Here is a 16,517-nt window from a genome sequence, read left to right as displayed (position 1 = left end):
GTACCGCCTTGAGGTGCCCGCCCTGCCCGCTCACGTTGATGCGAGCGCGATGCGCGCCATCGGTGAAGCGATCACGCGGGAAATGAAGGACACAGGCAAAAAGCTGCTTACGTTGAGAGTCGAGGGGTTTGGCGAGGTGGTGGTGTTTCCGCCGGAGATGAGCGAAACAGTCCTGCTGGGCACAAAGACGACCCTGTTGAACGCCTAACGAACGGAGCACTATGACGATGAAGAAGCTCCCGGTAGTTGCTCGCTTTGAGTCGGAGAACGACTTTCTGAGCAGGCAACTCAATCAAGATCGCCCTGCCCGATTGGCAGTTCGCGTGGTTTTGAACTTGGCCCAGGTCCAAGGAAACCTCGTTGAGAAGCTGACCGAAGCGGCGACCGCTGTCGGTCAAACGATGCAAGTTGCTTTCAAGCGACACATTGCCAACATGGCGGATGCTTCGCAAGCGCTTGCGACACAACTGATCTATGCCGAGATAAACCGTGTATCGCCAGCCCAACAGGCCGAGCTGGTGAAGCAAGGCCGCGATGCTCCTATTGTCTCTGAGGCGACACTGAGGCAGCGGCGCATCGCACCAGAGGTGCAGGCAGCACTGATTGAGCACTGCAGCGGCCACACATCGACCTTGCAGGCCCTGGCGGCACGGCCTGATGCGACGCTGGACACACTTTCTGCCTTGGCAGGCAGCAATGACCAGCGAACGCGGTTGAACGTGGCTGCGAGCATTGGAGGGCACATGCGCGTAGACGAGCCAGGCCTGGCAACTAAAAAAGCTGCTATTTTTAGTGCTTTAATGGTGGGTTACGAGAGCGATTTCGCTCCATATCTCGTCCCCGTGTGCCAGTCATCGGAGCAGCTTCGGGAAATGTTCGACAAGACCTCGAAGGCGCTGGGCGTTGTTGAGGCCTTTGTCGAAAACCCCTACACACCGGACAGCGTGCTGGTGGACATAGCATCGTCGCCCACGATGCACCTTGTCCAGCACGGTGCGGCCAAACGTGCAAGGGATTTGCTGCAGGCCAGAGCAGACCTGCGCGAGTCTTCCAGCTACTCAGACGATATGGCACCATCATGACAGCACATGAAGGCTATATGTCGAATTTGTCCGTCCGCAGAGCAAGCGAGGCCGCTATAGGCATTGCCGCTTTGCGTCAGCTTGCATCCACTCCAGAGAACAGCTATGCGATTGATTCCATGGCTGATGAGATGCTTGGCGAAGACAGTAGAGCGCTGTCGGTGCGCACGGGCATTCACACCCTGGCAGCTCGCGAGAGCCGGTTTCTCAAGGAACGCGCTACACACGCCACAGTTTCCCCTCGGGTCAACGAAACCCGTGAGCGGGAGCTTTCCTCCATGGTCAGCGTCTACGCAGCAGCATTGACCACGTTGAATTCCCTCCCGGCGTTGCGCAGCAATGATGCTGACGGCATCAACGCGCTGCAGGAGAGCTTCGTGACTGCCATGCAGGGCATTGACCAGTTCCCCATGGGCGCGAAGGCGCGGCAGGAGCTGCGCGCGCAGTTTCAGAGCGAGACGGCCCTGGCGGTGCCGGAGGCCAACCGGCCCCAGGTCGCCGAGCTGCTGCTGCAGGCCGAGCAGATTTATTTGAAGCGATATGCCGACATGGTGTATTCGCACTACGACGAACCAAATGACGGCCCTTCGCCGTCGATGTGAGCGAGGTGTCTATGTCTCCAGCGTCCTTCCAGGCTATGTCATCCAGCGTTCTGCCATCGCAAGAACGTGAAATTCTGATTTCCAAGCAGTCCGCGCTGTCGGCCCATGGCCAGCAGACGCGGGCAGCGCTGAACAAGCTCCCTCCCCCGGTGGTGGACTCGCTCCTGGCCGACTACAAGGCGCCAAGCAACGAAACGCTCGATGGCGTTTTTGTCGCCATGGCAGAGCGCGAACGCATCATCGAGTCCGCCGAAAAGGGGCAGAATCTCGATGTGGAATGGCTCAAGAATGGAGCCGGTACTTCTCGTCAGATGGACGAGATCGGCCTGGGGTCCAATGATCCTTGGAATGATGGCCCGTCGATATAGGCCGATGCAAGAAGCTGCTCTTTGTAGCCTTCAAGGAATACAGCCGCCGTAAACTCTTGGGGCAAGAGACACTGGAGGCCGCTGGCCAGCAACGATTGGAGGTAGTCGAATGAGCACCGCACCGACCCTAGACCCTCGCGTCAGCGAGTTCGAGACGCAAGATCAGGCGGACAGCCATGACCTCTGGTTTCGCGCCAAGGTGCAAGCTGCAATTGACGACCCACGCCCGAGCATTCCTCACGACCAAGTGATAGCACGCATGGATGCGCGCATAGCCGAATTGAAGGCGAGACGGCTGAAGGTCGCTTGATGCTTCCTATCGTCTGGAACGCCCAGGCTGAGGATGATTTGCTCTCGATCATCGAGTTCATTGGAGAGCGTGACCCGTGGGCTGCAGAGCGCCTTGGTGAAGCGATCCGGGCCAGCACATGGCCCCTGCCTGAGCACCCCTACCTTTTCCGTCCTGGCCGGGTGCTGGGAACGAGGGAGATCGTAGCTCACCCGAACTACATCATCGTGTACCGCGTTGAGCTGGCATACATCCAGATCCTGCGAGTGCTGCACTCCCGCCAAGAGTATCCATGATGGACCGCGACGATCCCATGGTGGGAGCGAAGGGCTGCTTCTGTGGGAGAAGAAGCCAATCTAGAAACAAAGAGACCCCTAACTACACGACATTTCGGCTCCGATTGCCCAGTGTGGGACGTAATTAGGGATCTGCAAGATATTGTAGGCGCCCAAACGGGCTGTAGGGCCTTACCAACCGATGATGCTCGCGCTGGGCGCCATCGCATGGGCTCAGCATTTTAGTGTCGCTTACGAAGCTCAGGCAATGCTTAGTTCAACCACAAACCGTACACCATCTTCACTGAAGAAAATAGCCGGGTTTAAATAGTAATCATTCCTGGCCTTGGCGTGCGCTATGAGGTTCTTTTTGACCATCTCATTTATTCCATCATGCCAAGCTGATTTTGATATGATAAATCCATCCTCATTGGCATAGTCTGGATGTAATGTAATTCTTTTTTTTGCCCTATTTTGTTGGTGGCTGTGTATTAAATATCGAACTACTTTGCGCGATGCGCTCTTTAAATCAAAAAATACACCAATTTGTTCTGCATGCAAATTTATAAAGTCATCCTCATCGGTAGACACCGATTTCGTCAGGCAGCCGTCGATGCGCGTGGTGCCATTGATGCTTTCCTTCGATGGAGAGCGAGCAGCCTCTACCAAAAAAGGGTTGTGATCGTGTCTGATCCGATCATTATTCTTTTGGGTTTGCAAGCGCGATTTTGAAGCGGTGGCGACCTGGTCTTTCATTTTCTGGTGATTTGGCTTTAAATGGGCGTTATTAAATTGGCATCTAAAATTGCTAAGTTGGCTGTTCTTGTATTCCAAGCGGCGCGCTTGTTAATGATGTACGAATTTAAACCGCCTTTTCCACCGATTTGAACAACCTCTATCCATTTGCCTTTTTTTAATACAGAAACGGCACGTTTAACCGTTGAATCGCTTTTTCCGATTAAAAGTGCTAAATCTTTCCTTGAAGCTATGACAGCGTTATTTTCACTCATCTGTGCGGCCAGCACATGCATCAGACCCGCTGCAGTGCTGTCTTGCGCCGTGAGCTTCGCCCATGCCAGATGAGCTGCCCTCTCTGTCTGAGTCCATGATTCCTGCACGTTTTCCAACGTAGCACCAAGCGACTTATTCATTGCAACCGATAAATCGTGATTAAAAGTACCGCGCCATGTCGCGGCTGTTCTGGCGCTCTTTCGTGGCCTCGTTGAGTGCCGCAACAACGTCCCCCCGCTTGATCTTGATGCCCAGGCCTTGAGGCCTGCCAACATCAATGATCTGGCCCTCATGGACCGTCATCTCCACCGGCACGACATAGTTGGCCTGTGCCATCTCTTCACGCTTGGCCTTTTGATCGCACCAAATACCTATGGTGAGTGGGGGGAGGTTCACCTCCATGCACTGCGCGCCATCTGTGGACAGATAGAGCCTGTCGGAGACGTAGGCCGAGTCGAATGGCATGGCGGATAGCCAAGTCATCTCGAAGGGCTGCGCGGCCAGGAGCAAGGAGCTGCCCTCGACCGCGAAGGCAAACCGGCTGGACTGCATCGTACTGAGCATCACCACGGATGCGTGGCGCGGGTGCCGCTTGATCTCGTCACGGCGGAAGTTCCCTGCCCAACGCATGAAGTTGGTGTATGCGGTCAACAAGGTGGTGGCTTTCTGGAGCCGCTTCTTGTCTTCCTCGGAAATCTCAGGGGCTTCGCTTTGTTCTTGTTTTGCCATTCCGCGCTCCATGTTGCGGTTTTTGGGGTTGAGGTCGTTTTGCCTTGACACGAACTGGTCGGGCCACAGGCGCAGGAGGGGCCGCTGCGGTAGCAGGAGCCTCTGCCTTTGCTGGCTGCAGTGCTTTGCCACGCTTGCGAGCGTCAATGAGCATGAACAGGTCGTGCAGCAAGGAGTTCAGCGCCCTGTTCGGCGAGTAGCCCGTCGATTTAGCATGCGCCAGTACGCGCTCCTCAATCTTCGCGTTGAGCGTCCATTTGATGGCGCTCGCCTCTTTGCGAGATTTGAGCACTGTCATGCCCATCTGGCGGGCCATGACCATCACCGTGTCGTAGTCACGCAGGGTGAGGTTGAAATGAGCCCGCACGTCCACCTTGCGGCGAGGGTTTGCAAGGTGCTCGCCCTCCTTGATCCACTGGATGACCACCGGCATCTTGATGAAAAGCTGGTAGAGCTTTGCCATCAGATTGAATCCGTATGTGATCTGGGTCTGCTCGACCGCCCCGCGTTCGAGATCGGGGCGGGCGAGGTTGCTCGCCAGTGTTTTCAGGGTGATTTCGTTGTCCATCACCAGGGGGTCGCGGTTCTTCTTCGTTTCCGAGAATTCAGGCGACTCGCCCCGGATGTAGTAGATGGAGCCGCGTTTGGAGACTTCGAGCTGCAAGAACGAGCAGGCAGCACAGAACACGTCTTCTGTGCAAAGGCGATGGCGCACAAGGGCAGCAATTTGCTCGCCCTCCACTTCCCCAACAGGATGGACGGCCAGTGTTGCGTTGTACTGGTCGTCGTACTGCTGATAGGCCCTGCGCTTCGCCTGTACGGCCTCGTCAGTGTCCTCCGGCATGTTCTTGGTGTGCTCGTGTGCGAGTACAGCCGAAGTGAGCACTATTCGCTGCAGATCGCGCAGCAGGTTGAAGTAGCTCTTGATCGGCAAGACCTTGTGGGAGATCAGAACCAGTCGCCGAAGCAAGATGACCGCATCGGTCAGTTGCTCCGGTGACGGGATCAAGAGGTAGCGAGTTCGGAGGCAAAAAGCCGCTATTTCCTCGCTCAGTGCTTTTAGGGCGGCGGGGTCGTTTTCGACGTTACTGAGTTCGCGCATACGTGGGACGTGGCTCAACTATTGATGTGTAATGGGCCGCTATGGTAGGCAAGTCGTCTACCCCTTGCTCGCGCATCAACTTAATAAATAGTCGCGCTGGCTCAAGTTGTTCGTCTTGCTTCCATTTGGGCAGTAGTTTGTCGTCGCGGTCACGCATGATGCTCGTCAAATGCCGAGCAGCAGCATCCCGCCAAGCCTGACGCTGGCGGGTGGGGATGAGAGCAAAGTCACCACGAAGACTGGGCACCCTACCTTCCATGAAAGCATCCGGTGTTATGGGGCCGCAAGACAGCCCAGGTCGCCGTTTTTGCCTGGATCAAGGCCCATTTCTCTGAGGGTATTCCTTGTGATCTCGATCTGTTCGTCGCGGGCGCGAGGGTCGTTTGCAAGCGCCTTGTTGACGGCGGACTGAACGGGATCAGAGGACGAAAGCATGATTTTGAGCGTTGCGGCCAAAAGCAGCAAGGCCAGCAGGCCAACAAACCAAGTTGCTTTTTTGCTCCAGCCCTTTTTGCCGCCGCTGTTGCGCGCTGAGCCTGCAGGGGCGGCTGGGCCGCCAGCGTAGGCCAGGGCTGGTCTGGCGGGCCAAGGAGAGCCAGCGGGAGCCTGTTCATAGGCTGCGGTGGTCGGGGCGGCACCTGCGCCGCTGCTGTAGATCATTTCCAGGCTTGCCTCGGTGAAGGCGTCGGCCACGCCCTGGAGAACCTGTTGTTCGACTTCCAGAGCTGGAGGGAAATTGAGCTTCCCTTCCTTGCTGCGCTTGCCGTTGCCCTCAACTTCCAGCGAAAACTCGGCCAGAAGGTATCGAGTAGCTTCTGCTTCGCCCTTTTGGGTGAGCAGGTTGATCTTGCCTTGGTACAGCGCACGGTCCACCAGTTCCTGGGTGGTCACATCGGTCACTTCTGTGGTGATGTTCGTGACGCCTTCGGTGTCGATCATCACCACGCGCGGCGAGCGTTTGAGGTCAAGGTCGGTGGCCGTGTCGAACACGACGACTAGACGGTTGCTTGCGGTTCCTGCTGCTACAACGCGCAGCTCAGGAGCGAAATCGGGCAGAGATTGTTTTGCCATGGGATTTACTTCTTGGGGTTGCCGAGAATGTCGTCAATCACAGCCTGCTCGGACAGGCCCATCATCATGCGAGCCTTGCCAGAGCGCCGATCAACGAAGAATGCGACGGGAACGCCGGGACTCGGCTCGTTGTTTTGTTTGAACGCCTCGAACATGAAATCGAGGTTGTTATTGAGGGCTGCTACGTCTGCCTGGGCGGGCTCAGTCGCGATGGACTCATGCTTGCCCAGTACGCGCTCCAGCACCGCAGGGTCTTTGGAGCGAAGGATGGTCGTCGCCAGGGGGAGGCCCTGTTCGGGGCGCCCCAAGGCGGCAGTGGGAATCCATTTGATGGTCATGCCCTTGGCCACATGCTCGCGCGTCTTGAGGTAGGCGCTGCGGCAGTATGGGCACCGAGGGTCAATGATGATGTAGAGCGTGTCCGCTGGACCGCCCTTCCCTTCCTTGAAACCAGCCAAGCCATCAACGAGCTTGATGGCTTCGGGGATCTGGCTAGGAGCCTTGCCGTCGAATGCGGACGGTGTTGAGTATTTGCCCGTCACAAGGTTGTTTGTGGGCGCGGCAGGCGCCACAACTTGGGGCAGGCGTGCCGCATAGCTGGGGTCGCCTCCGGGCATTGGCATGGGCAGTGCAGCGGATTCGGATACGTTGGCGCCGCTCTCCAGATTCCACACCACCCCGGAAACGAGGGCCTTGCCATCTGCGGTGGTGTACAGCTTTACGGTCTTGCCGGATTTGCTGATGAGGGTCCACATCGTCAGCCCGCCAACAGGCATAACCTGCTTGGTCACAGGTGTGCCGTAGCGTGCGAGATGAGTCATCACGGGGTCGTTTTGCAGAGCCTGAGCAGCTTGCGCCGCTTCTGCGGCACCCGCCCCTACCGCTTGAGCCGTGGGTGTGCCTACGGTCGGCAGCGTCGGGGGAGCGTCGAATCCACGCGATGGTGGTGCAGGTGGGAGCTTGACCTCTGGCCGCTCTCCGGTAGGAGGCTGCAGTGCTGCCATCTTGTCGTGGATGTCTCCACTGAGATCAGGTGAGCGAGGTGGCGCCTTGAAGTCGGCAATGCCATCTGCAGAGAGTTGTGGGGATGCGGTGCGGCTGGCAACGAGCCAAACCCCACCCATCAAGACGGCCACCGCAGCGGCGGCAATTGCGAGTTTTTTGCGTGTCAATTCCATGAGCAACATCCGGTTGAAGCTCACACGATGCTATCACCGATTTAGAAAAGCGTAACGACTAATTTTTGACAACCTTGGCGTTTTGGCGGTCATCAGGCGTTTCTGATTGGTCTTTTTGCTCGGTTAATTCGGGTGGTAGCGCTTCCGCGATTGACCGTGCCCCAGCCCGGTAGGCGTCACGATCCGATGGCCTGTAGCGGAAGGCTGTCAGGGCCATATCCAGGGCCGTAATCGCCTTGTCCAGTTGCGGTTCGATCAATGGGTTGTTGGACTTGATCTCGTACAAGTAGTGGACGTGGACCGCACTGCCCTCCACGTAGGCGCCTTGGCGACCGAAGTTCTGCAGCACGTACCACAGCGTGCGATCAAAGAAGCGCATCCAGCGCATGTCTGCGGGCGGCAGCACGCCCAGGCTGCGCGCGGCGGTGAACATGGCAAACAGGATCGTCCGCACGTAGGCGTGCTTGCCCAGGATGGCCTGCATCGGCTTGCTCTCGATATGGCGTGCAATGACGGTGCGTGGCATCGTCAAATCAATCTCAGGTTGAAGCCATGCGAGTGGGTCTGTTGCGATACCAGCTTTGTCAGCCTTGGCGCTATCCTTTGGCGGTGGTTTGAACTGGTCCCAGCACCAATTGACCATCTCGTTGGACTCGGCAAGACAGGCCTTGAAAGCAGCATCGTCCAGCGAGCCATCGGTGGCGGCTACGCGCGGGATAGCGATTGCGAGCAACAGCGTTTCTGCTGGTGTGAGGTTTGCAACCCCGGTCCAAACAGAGCCAAGTTGCTCTCGCAGCACACGCTCTGCTTTGGCTCTATCCAGCACAGGGGTGACAGAGCCATCTGCCTCTTCTATCCAGCCGTCCCCAGGCTCCCCGTTGTCCACGATAAGGCGATGGTGATAGACGAACTGGCGCGAGGTTTGAGACATGCCCAAGACGGGGTGATCCAGGGGCGCCTCTATCAAGTCCAGCGCATCGAACATGCGCAGGTGGCGATAGAGCGGCTTTTTCTCGCGAACAAAGCTGTCCACGGTGAACGTTTTGGAAAACCGATTGTTCGGATGCTTGGACTGGATGTTTGCGAAAATTTTGAACGCAAAAAGCATGATGAAGGGCAGCAAAATCACATTCACGTAGAAGGCGAGATTGGTAATTTCCCTCCAGCTCATCGTGCTGAAATCGCGTGTGCAGCGCTCCAACAAGCCGCTTGCAGCGCAGCCCTTGGCAAACCATTTGCTGACTGCTGCCGCGCCTGGAAGACCTGTGGCTCCGATCATGTCAAGCCACCACAACTCCACTCGGCGCACGTATGTGTACGCCATCGAAAGCTCGGTATGAAACGCGAGCCAAGCAATGAAGATTGCGATGACCGACCCTGCAAGGAGGGCCAGGATCATCGTGAAATCGTCAACGCTGCGCCCGTTGCCGCTGCCGCTCGCGCCAGTTGCCATCAGTCGCTCCCTTTTTCTTCGGAGGTAATTGGTTTGGGCTGAGTCGCACCGCCTACCAGCGAGTTCAAAGCGCCCCAGCGCGGTTTTGTAGCCGCTGGCTGCACTTCGTGCGTCACCGGCGGTGCAGCCTTGTCGTCAGGTTGGGATGGCTCGCGCAGCGCCTCTGACGGCTGCGCAGGTGCTGTCACAACCGCCTGCACATGAGCTGGTGGTTGTGCAGCGTTCTGCGTTGTGCCGCCCTGCCCTTTCCGCAGGCCTCTGACCTTCAAAAATTCAGCCGCTTGCCGGAAATCATGTTGTGATTCCTGTGCGCCAAATAGCGCGGCAAGCGCTGTCGTCAGCGCCGCGTGGTCCTGCGTTTTTTCGCACAGGTCCAGCGCGAGCTTGTAGCCGAGCAGTGCGTAGTTGCGGAGCAACTCCGACTTCCGACCCTTCACCGTGCAACTCTCAAGCTCCTGCAACAGTTGCTGATCGTCTTCGGGTGAGAGATACATGCCATGGCGTTTAGGGCTCATGCGGTTGACCTCCACCTGGGTGTGCCACGGCAGTCGCCGCAGCGCTGCCATGACTGCTGTGGCTGGCCTTGAAGCCCGCCCGGATCAACGCACGCAACAGCTTTCCGCTGTTGGATGTGTCGGTCTTCTGGAGATCGCTCTGCAAGTCGCTTTCGGCTTCGTAGCTGCCGTTCAAAGCTGTCGAAGCCCTAACCCACTTGCCTTCGCTCGCCATTAGGCCCCCACCACATGCTTGGCGAACTTGAGCATGCCACGGGCGTTGGCGAACACTGGTTCGTCTGGCACCCGAGCATGGGGATAGTGTTTCAGCAGTTGCTCTTTCAGCACCAGTGCCCCACCACCGACGAAGAGCACATGATCGAGATCAGCGCCGCTGCCGACCTTCGTGCGGACTGCGCTCATGATCTGCTGGGTCAGGCGCTCCTTTTCGTCGTCAATGATCTTCTTCACGTCCTGCTCTTTGCCATACAAGCGGACGGTGCCTGTGGTCAATGCTTTTTCGATGGCCGAGGCAGGGAGCGCAGCGTCCAATTGCAGGTGTGCAAGCAGCTTGGCGCCAACGTTTTCCATGAGCTGCAGCACGCCCACATCGTTTGAGCCTGAACGGCTGGGGTCAACGACCATTCCAGGCAAGAGCACTGCGCAATCAGTTGTCTTACCGCCCACGTCAATGACGCCCACAGGCATCTCGGAGAGGTTCTGGAAGTCACCGGAGGGGTTCCCATCGAGGTCCATCAGTTGATCCACAAACGAGGCAACCGCTTCGGTTGTCACGGTGTTGGCAACGATCTTGGCAAGGGGGGTATCGCCGTAGCTGACCCGCTTGCCCAGGTTGGCAACTTTCGCGTCGATGAGCGCTTGATTCTTCTCGCCGTTGGCGAGGTAGTAATAGCTGACGGGGAGGCCCGTGGTGATACGCACGTTGCGGCCACCCAGGCCTGCGCGGCGCAGTGCGTCGTGCACAAGCACACGGTTCAACTCGGACTTTGGGTAGTCCATAAAGCGCGTGTCCTCGAACTTGGGGAGCTGAGCGCTAACCGTGAAGGTGCGGCCTTCTTCGGTGTCGTAGAAAACGCCGTCGTCGCTATCGCGTAGCGAAATCAGGTGTTTGCCTGCAGCGGCCCGCGAGGGGATCGAGAACGTTTGACCAGTCTCCAGAACGATTTTGATGGCGTAGTGACCATCATCCACGCCAACGAAGAGATCCTTATCGCTATTGTTTTCGCTCATTTGGGAGGTTTCCTTCTTTTTGGTTGCCATCATTGCCCCTTGAAAGGCCGCTCAACACGTATCGCATGACCCAGGAAAAACGTTTTTTTCGATTTGAGAAACGTCCTGAAATTCATTTTCTTGAATTGCACGTACAGCAAAAAAGCCGTCAATATCAATGCAATTGCGAGCGTGGTCCAGCGTGGAAAAAGAATCAGCGCAAGCCACGGCACACTTGCCGACGCATTGATTATGAAAAATTTGGCTTCTCCAGAGACATTGCTCCAGTGATAACGCCCAGTTGACATAAATCCCCCTTCAATTTGTCAGCAACAAGAGTCGATACAAATACCCATGAACAAGTCCCAAGGGACCAATTCATGGCACGTAGATGGCGTTGCGCGCCATCGTGAGTGCAGTGTAGCACTCACGGCACGTAAGCGACACCAAAACGACACCAATACAACACGCAAGCGGCCTATGTGGCACGTAAGCGACACTAAAACAACCCTATACAGCACTTTTGCGGCGCTTATATGGCACCCAAACGGCACCGATGTAGCACATAGGAGCGAGGTGCTTAGGACTCCTGACTAGCCAGGATCGCCTTTAGCTGTTGCTCCTTCTGCGGTGGGAAGATGCTTTCAGCGACGGCTTTGGTGATCCGCCCCTCGGCGAGCAGCGTGCTGGCTTCCTTGCGGAAGGAGTGACCTTTCTCTTCAACGATTCTGGCGATTACGCTGGTAATCTTTCCCATCTGGTCCAGCTCAGCCAATTCATCGCGGATTTCGTCGGTGAATTTTAAGTATTCACGTACAGCGATCAATTTCCCGTCAATGCCTTTTACAAGGCGCTGCGCCATTATCATGCGCGCAGTATCAACAATGTCGTAAATGGCGGTTGCGCGCTCGTTTGATGGAAATCGGGATATGAGTCGTCGCATTACCGATGGCACGTCAGTAGCATGCACCGTGGCGAAAACTGGATGCCCAGTAAGAGAAAGCTCCACACCGGCACGAATAGTTTCTTCGTCACGCATTTCGCCAACCAGTACAAGTCCTGGCTTTCTGCGCATTGCTTCACGATTGGCTGCGTAGAAATCCTTGAAGTGCTGTGGCACCTCAGATTGCACGATGATTGAATGCTGGCTGTTGATTTGGTCGTATGTGAACTCAATCGGTTCTTCATGCGTCAACAGATTACCCTTGATGGGTGTGTCGTTTTCCAGGATGTAGCGGATGATGGCCGCGAAAGTGGTGGTCTTGCCTGATCCGGTAGCTCCGGCGATGTAGACCAGTCCGCTCTCGGGGATGCAATCGCGCACAAGCGTCTCTGGCAACCCGATTTTGTAGAACGGTATTGGCTCGTTTGGGATCGAGCGCAGCACGATCTGGCCAGACGTACCACCAGGGTTGAGGATCGGGGAAATGTTCACCCGGTAGCCGTAGCGCAGCTTGGCGCCACGAGCATCCCTTTCCGTGGGCGAGAAAAGCTCGTACCGAGCATTGACAGGGACGCCCGAAAGAATGTCCGTCTCAGCAGTGTCCCGGTTGCTAGTCCACTTAATCATGTACATGACCTCGCTCTCATCGAGAGTGCTGGGGGTCAATGCCATGAGGTCGCCATTGATCCGTGCACAGATCGGCAGCCCAGGCTGGATGTACACGTCGCTGGCGTTGTGTGCCTGAGCTTCGAGCATGACGCCCTTCAAGTGCTCCGGCACGATGAAACGCTGTGGGGGCACGAAGTCGGTCAGTCGTTCAGCGCGCGGTAGCAAGCCACCGGCTTCAACCCGCAGCTTGTGCACGGGTTCGCTCATGTCAGACACCGGCAGCACCCTGCCCTTCGCCGTCCTGGCCCTGTAGCTGAGGGCGGCGTTCGGTGGATGGCGCCTGCGCTGGGTCTGGCGCGGGGTTGAACTTGGGCGAAATTCTGCGCATGGACTGTGTAGGCTGCGCTGGAATTGGAGGCACGATTTCGGAGGACTTGACCGAAGCCCGCCATTTGTCGATGGCGGGATTGAACTCGGGCAAAGTCGTGATGCGCAAAAGCGTTTCATCAACAGCAATAGTTTCATTTTGCTGTGCTGAATATGCCCAGGTTTGCGTCGCAATAGCGGGCATCGTAATTTTGTTCTGCAGCACGAACGTGTGGAATCGGATCATTCCAGTTAAATCGCGGTTCAGACGGTCCATGCCATATTGCAGCATGACATTCGCTTGGTCGATGCCTTGCTGCCAGCCCTTGCCGATGTATTCACGCCAAAGCTGGCGTTCATATTCTGTTTTGGGGCGCATGTTGCCGAAAGACACGTCATCGTCTTTGTCGGCGTTGCCGAACCAAAGGTAATCACGCCAGTTCGGCGGAACAGATGAAAAGCGTGGCTGCTGGTCGATTTTATAGGAAGCGCCTGACAACCGCAGGGCGTATGCGCCGTCTTGGTTATAAAGATCACGGGCTTCCGTGATAACTGCAGGTACTACACGATCACGAATCATCAGGTTGCCGAAGTCGTAGATCGTATCCAGCTCGCGTGACTTCTTTTCGATCACGCCGTTAATGTGGGCGAGTTGTTTGCGCAAGCCGCCCTTGACTCCAATGCCCAAAGCAGCTTCTTTGAGGGCCTCAATCTTGACACTGGATGAAGAATCATCTGCGGATCGAACCATTGCAGGACGATCATATTGCGCCTGCAGTTGTTCAAGGGACATGGGAATATCAGCAGCCATGACGATTAGCCTCCCTTGGGTTGATTTTGTTCGCTGTCACGGTTCTTGTACTCAATGGTGAGTGACTTGCCGGGGCGATTCAGAACAATATCAGCGGCAAGGTGCATTTGATTGCCAATATTGCGGAGAACAGAGTCCGGTGTAACTGCTTTCATGCGGATATTAATGGGGCGCAATTCCGCTGGACGGCCAGTCTCGTTGAAAGCCATGCCATAACGAGAAGCGAGCGATTGCACCAGCTCGCGTGGATTGCCGATGTAGTCAACGTCGATGGTGTCGGTATCAAAAGCTGCCTGACGCTTTTGAACGGTCGAGTAGTCCTCTGCGAGCAATGCTGCGTAATCGCGCTGAGCACCGGCTGCGATTGCTGCCTTCTCAGCAATCAGCTTGGACGCAAAGTCCTCGTCCATGGGGGCGGGGGGTGTGGCGCAGCCCAACAGCGTGAACGCCACGGCCAGACTCGCACATGCAGTCAATCTCAATCCCATTGCAGACTCCTTCAAAAAGTGAAACGACGATAAAACGACAAACTGTGATGTTGTGGCGTGCTTGGAGCGCACTTTCGCACGCGGGGATCATACCCCGTCGAGGAAAAAGAAGCATCCCCAAGTTCATGAATTCGAGGGCAAAAATGCGTTCTCTAGCACCAAAACGACACGCAAACGGTTCTTTACTGACACGTACACGGCACCAACGCGGCACCTATCTGGCGCCTTCTGCGCCCCGTGGAGGCCTTGGATGGGTCTGTTGCGGCACCTACACGGCACGTATGCGGCGCGAATGCGGCGCTTACACGGCGCTAACCCTACCCCATATGGCACCATTGCGGCACGCATGCTGCAGTTGTTGGCAGTCCTCTGGTCGCAGGCATCATGAGATTCTGGTCACAGGAGCCCACATGGGCGTTACTCCGTGTGTTTTTGCCGCGAAATTTCGACCTTCCATCTGTGCCCCTTGTACCTGCTGCAATACATCCGCATAATTGCTGAAATCGGCATGCATGGCCCTCTTTTTGGGCACTTTGAGGGGGGGGTTGTTGCTGCGATACATCCACCTTTTGGCGGCGATACATACAACTTCTGGCGGAGTAACGCCCATCTGTGACCAAGCCGACCAATCTGCGACCATGCTTTTCCGCCTCTGCTACCGAAACACCGATGATCTGGAACCTCCGTCTGTTACCGGAGCCCGCGTGCCGGGACTGCTGGGGGCGTGTGTTCTGGTTCCGAAGCACACATTCTGGTCACAGGATTCGCTTGGTTCTGCGCCCTTTTGGCGAGCTGGTGCCAGGCCCTGTGCCAGGTCTGGACGGTCTGCTGAACTGGTGCCTGACTGGAGGTTTTCGCTTGATGCCGCCCTGTCTTCTTCTGTTTGGAATTGCGGTACTTTGGATGATCTGTATTCGCGAAATGCCTATTTTTTGAGACCTAAATAAATAATTGCTATGTACGAAAATTCGATAACAGGAGGCACGCGGGCACTTGATCTGCTTTCTCGTATTGGAGCTGAGGAACGTGTGGGTCAATCACTGTCCGCAGATACCATAGTTCTGTATTCGAGAAAGATAAGACAAGCCGCCAGCCGAGTGGCTGGCGGCGAAATTTCCAGATTAACACCTGAGATGCTGGTGCGCGATCTTTCGGATCGCGTGGACAACAGCCAAATTACCAGAGCCACAGCGCGCCTTGAAAAGGCCGCTGCTTTATTTTGGATAGCGTCGGAAGCGCAATCGCTTATGGATTCTGGTGATTTAGTCATTGACCGTTATGAGTCTGCCTACAGAGATATTCAGTTTCTAGGCACAGGCGGACTACCAAAAAAATCAGGCATGACTTCAAGTCCAAATTTGAAGGCGTTTCCCGATGAAGCAGTTGATATTCTTTCTAAGGCTGCAATTGATGACAGGAACTTGAATCTCTTGCATGGACTGTTGTTTATTCGTGCAAATCTCGTGGTTGGTTTGCGGCCAATTGAATGGTTGAATGCAGCGCTCATCAAACATCAAAAGACAGATCCATTGGGAGAGTTTGTTATCGGTAAAGATGGCGAGATTGAAACCTGTATTGCTTTGCGGGTATATAACGCAAAGCAATCTGTTGAAAGGGCCAATGGCGAGCATCGAATAATCATGCTTGAAGGTCTGACAGACCAAAATCTTTCCTATATCAGAAAGTGGCTTGCTGCAATCAAGGAGTTGTACACGCCTGAGATTGCTAGGTTGTCTTATGGAGATAAGACCAAAAGGATTTATGACTCTTTGCAGAGGGCGATACGCCGAACGCTTCTAAGTAAAGGGTGGGAAGGAAGTGTTCCGTCTATTTACGGGACGCGCCATCAAGCTGTTGCAAATGCAAAAGCTGATGGTCAGGACCGCCGTCAGATTGCTGCCTTGTTTGGGCATGCAAGCGAGGAAACGGCGCACAGGCATTACGCACGGAAGTTTTCGGGCTACACCGGGCGAAGCATGCGCGCCGCGAGGGAGTCCCTGCTGGCCGTGCGCTACACGCAGGTAAAGGCGCCCCAGGACGCTGCGCAGTGGAGTGAGCCATCGCCCCGCCCAGGCCCCCGGCCAGATAAGAGTTGACTCAAAAGCACGACCGTGCTTTGCACCTACACACTTGCACGCACAGTTGCAATTGTTAAATTTCGCAACATTGCGTCGATACGCATTTTGTAATCGTGTGACACGTATGCGACACGGGGGCGGCACGCAGGCGGCGCCCAACTGACCCTCAAGCGGCACGCATGCGGCACCCAAGAGGGAGTGCTGTACCTTGTGTATACCAACACGGCACCATAACAGCACCGATACGACCCATACACGGCGCAGACGCGGCGCGTATGCGGCGCTTATGTGGCGCCTTCGACGGGTGCAGAAATCCAGGCTTTGACTGTCTCTTCAGA

General features: G+C 56.0%; 20 protein-coding genes. 7 read left to right on the top strand and 13 right to left on the bottom strand.

The genetic code is table 11. The annotated features are described in order from the left end of the window. The 6 genes from ACOQFS_RS23255 to ACOQFS_RS23230 form a co-directional block, all read left to right on the top strand. The coding region (locus ACOQFS_RS23255) for a hypothetical protein (RefSeq protein WP_421565151.1) at positions 1 to 208 on the top strand (208 nt) is incomplete at its 5' end. 13 nt (positions 209 to 221) lie between these two features. After that, positions 222 to 1,082, top strand: a complete 861-nt coding sequence (locus ACOQFS_RS23250) for a hypothetical protein (RefSeq protein ID WP_421565150.1) — start codon at positions 222 to 224, stop codon at positions 1,080 to 1,082. Further along, positions 1,079 to 1,684 carry a hypothetical protein gene (locus tag ACOQFS_RS23245; RefSeq protein ID WP_421565149.1) on the top strand — a complete coding sequence of 202 codons (606 nt, stop codon included), beginning with the start codon at positions 1,079 to 1,081 and terminating at the stop codon, positions 1,682 to 1,684. Before ACOQFS_RS23250 ends, ACOQFS_RS23245 begins: the two co-directional genes overlap by 4 nt. A 35-nt stretch (positions 1,685 to 1,719) precedes the next feature. After that, positions 1,720 to 2,052 (top strand): hypothetical protein, encoded by a 333-nt coding sequence (locus ACOQFS_RS23240; RefSeq protein WP_421565148.1) that lies wholly within the window; start codon positions 1,720 to 1,722, stop codon positions 2,050 to 2,052. Between the two features lie 109 nt (positions 2,053 to 2,161). Beyond that, complete coding sequence (locus ACOQFS_RS23235) at positions 2,162 to 2,362, top strand: stability determinant (protein WP_421565147.1); 201 nt, start codon at positions 2,162 to 2,164, stop codon at positions 2,360 to 2,362. After that, entirely contained in the window at positions 2,362 to 2,637 is a 276-nt protein-coding gene (locus tag ACOQFS_RS23230) for a type II toxin-antitoxin system RelE/ParE family toxin (RefSeq protein ID WP_421565146.1), read from the top strand. The genes ACOQFS_RS23235 and ACOQFS_RS23230 overlap by 1 nt, the downstream gene beginning before the upstream one ends. A 240-nt stretch (positions 2,638 to 2,877) precedes the next feature. Here the strand turns inward: ACOQFS_RS23230 and ACOQFS_RS23225 are convergent, their stop codons facing one another. The 13 genes from ACOQFS_RS23225 to ACOQFS_RS23165 form a co-directional block, all read right to left on the bottom strand. Beyond that, positions 2,878 to 3,372: a hypothetical protein gene (locus ACOQFS_RS23225; RefSeq protein WP_421565145.1), complete on the bottom strand. Its 495-nt coding sequence runs from the start codon at positions 3,370 to 3,372 to the stop codon at positions 2,878 to 2,880. 17 nt (positions 3,373 to 3,389) lie between these two features. Beyond that, positions 3,390 to 3,767 carry a hypothetical protein gene (locus ACOQFS_RS23220; protein ID WP_421565144.1) on the bottom strand — a complete coding sequence of 126 codons (378 nt, stop codon included), beginning with the start codon at positions 3,765 to 3,767 and terminating at the stop codon, positions 3,390 to 3,392. A 19-nt stretch (positions 3,768 to 3,786) separates the two neighbouring features. Next, positions 3,787 to 4,356 (bottom strand): hypothetical protein, encoded by a 570-nt coding sequence (locus ACOQFS_RS23215; protein WP_421565143.1) that lies wholly within the window; start codon positions 4,354 to 4,356, stop codon positions 3,787 to 3,789. Further along, positions 4,325 to 5,458 carry a hypothetical protein gene (locus ACOQFS_RS23210; RefSeq protein WP_421565142.1) on the bottom strand — a complete coding sequence of 378 codons (1,134 nt, stop codon included), beginning with the start codon at positions 5,456 to 5,458 and terminating at the stop codon, positions 4,325 to 4,327. Before ACOQFS_RS23210 ends, ACOQFS_RS23215 begins: the two co-directional genes overlap by 32 nt. Before the next feature lie 273 nt (positions 5,459 to 5,731). Further along, positions 5,732 to 6,529, bottom strand: a complete 798-nt coding sequence (locus ACOQFS_RS23205) for a hypothetical protein (RefSeq protein ID WP_421565141.1) — start codon at positions 6,527 to 6,529, stop codon at positions 5,732 to 5,734. Between the two features lie 5 nt (positions 6,530 to 6,534). After that, the gene (locus ACOQFS_RS23200; protein WP_421565140.1) at positions 6,535 to 7,707 is read right to left on the bottom strand and encodes a hypothetical protein; all 1,173 of its coding nucleotides are present in this window, start codon (positions 7,705 to 7,707) and stop codon (positions 6,535 to 6,537) included. A gap of 58 nt (positions 7,708 to 7,765) precedes the next feature. Further along, positions 7,766 to 9,160 carry a hypothetical protein gene (locus ACOQFS_RS23195; protein ID WP_421565139.1) on the bottom strand — a complete coding sequence of 465 codons (1,395 nt, stop codon included), beginning with the start codon at positions 9,158 to 9,160 and terminating at the stop codon, positions 7,766 to 7,768. Next, on the bottom strand, positions 9,160 to 9,675 hold the full coding sequence (locus tag ACOQFS_RS23190) for a hypothetical protein (protein WP_421565138.1): 516 nt from the start codon (positions 9,673 to 9,675) through the stop codon (positions 9,160 to 9,162). The genes ACOQFS_RS23195 and ACOQFS_RS23190 overlap by 1 nt, the downstream gene beginning before the upstream one ends. Before the next feature lie 213 nt (positions 9,676 to 9,888). Continuing rightward, positions 9,889 to 10,905 (bottom strand): plasmid segregation protein ParM domain-containing protein, encoded by a 1,017-nt coding sequence (parM, locus tag ACOQFS_RS23185; protein ID WP_421565137.1) that lies wholly within the window; start codon positions 10,903 to 10,905, stop codon positions 9,889 to 9,891. Between the two features lie 29 nt (positions 10,906 to 10,934). Further along, positions 10,935 to 11,192, bottom strand: coding sequence for an IcmT/TraK family protein (gene icmT / locus ACOQFS_RS23180; protein ID WP_421565136.1), 258 nt, complete (start codon positions 11,190 to 11,192; stop codon positions 10,935 to 10,937). A 272-nt stretch (positions 11,193 to 11,464) separates the two neighbouring features. Continuing rightward, positions 11,465 to 12,703: an ATPase, T2SS/T4P/T4SS family gene (locus tag ACOQFS_RS23175; RefSeq protein WP_421565135.1), complete on the bottom strand. Its 1,239-nt coding sequence runs from the start codon at positions 12,701 to 12,703 to the stop codon at positions 11,465 to 11,467. Position 12,704: 1 nt separating this feature from the next. Beyond that, positions 12,705 to 13,613: a type IV secretory system conjugative DNA transfer family protein gene (locus tag ACOQFS_RS23170; RefSeq protein ID WP_421565134.1), complete on the bottom strand. Its 909-nt coding sequence runs from the start codon at positions 13,611 to 13,613 to the stop codon at positions 12,705 to 12,707. A 5-nt stretch (positions 13,614 to 13,618) separates the two neighbouring features. After that, positions 13,619 to 14,023 (bottom strand): DotD/TraH family lipoprotein, encoded by a 405-nt coding sequence (locus ACOQFS_RS23165; RefSeq protein ID WP_421565133.1) that lies wholly within the window; start codon positions 14,021 to 14,023, stop codon positions 13,619 to 13,621. Positions 14,024 to 15,057: 1,034 nt separating this feature from the next. On the opposite strand from ACOQFS_RS23165, the gene ACOQFS_RS23160 reads away from it, so the two are divergent. Then, a complete protein-coding gene (locus ACOQFS_RS23160; RefSeq protein ID WP_421565132.1) occupies positions 15,058 to 16,197 on the top strand; it encodes a hypothetical protein in 1,140 nt (379 codons plus the stop codon). Positions 16,198 to 16,517: the final 320 nt, after the last annotated feature.

The sequence above is a fragment of the Paracidovorax sp. MALMAid1276 genome (genome assembly GCF_049198005.1).
GTDB lineage: Bacteria > Pseudomonadota > Gammaproteobacteria > Burkholderiales > Burkholderiaceae_C > Acidovorax.
This window is presented reverse-complemented; position numbering and strand designations above follow the sequence as displayed.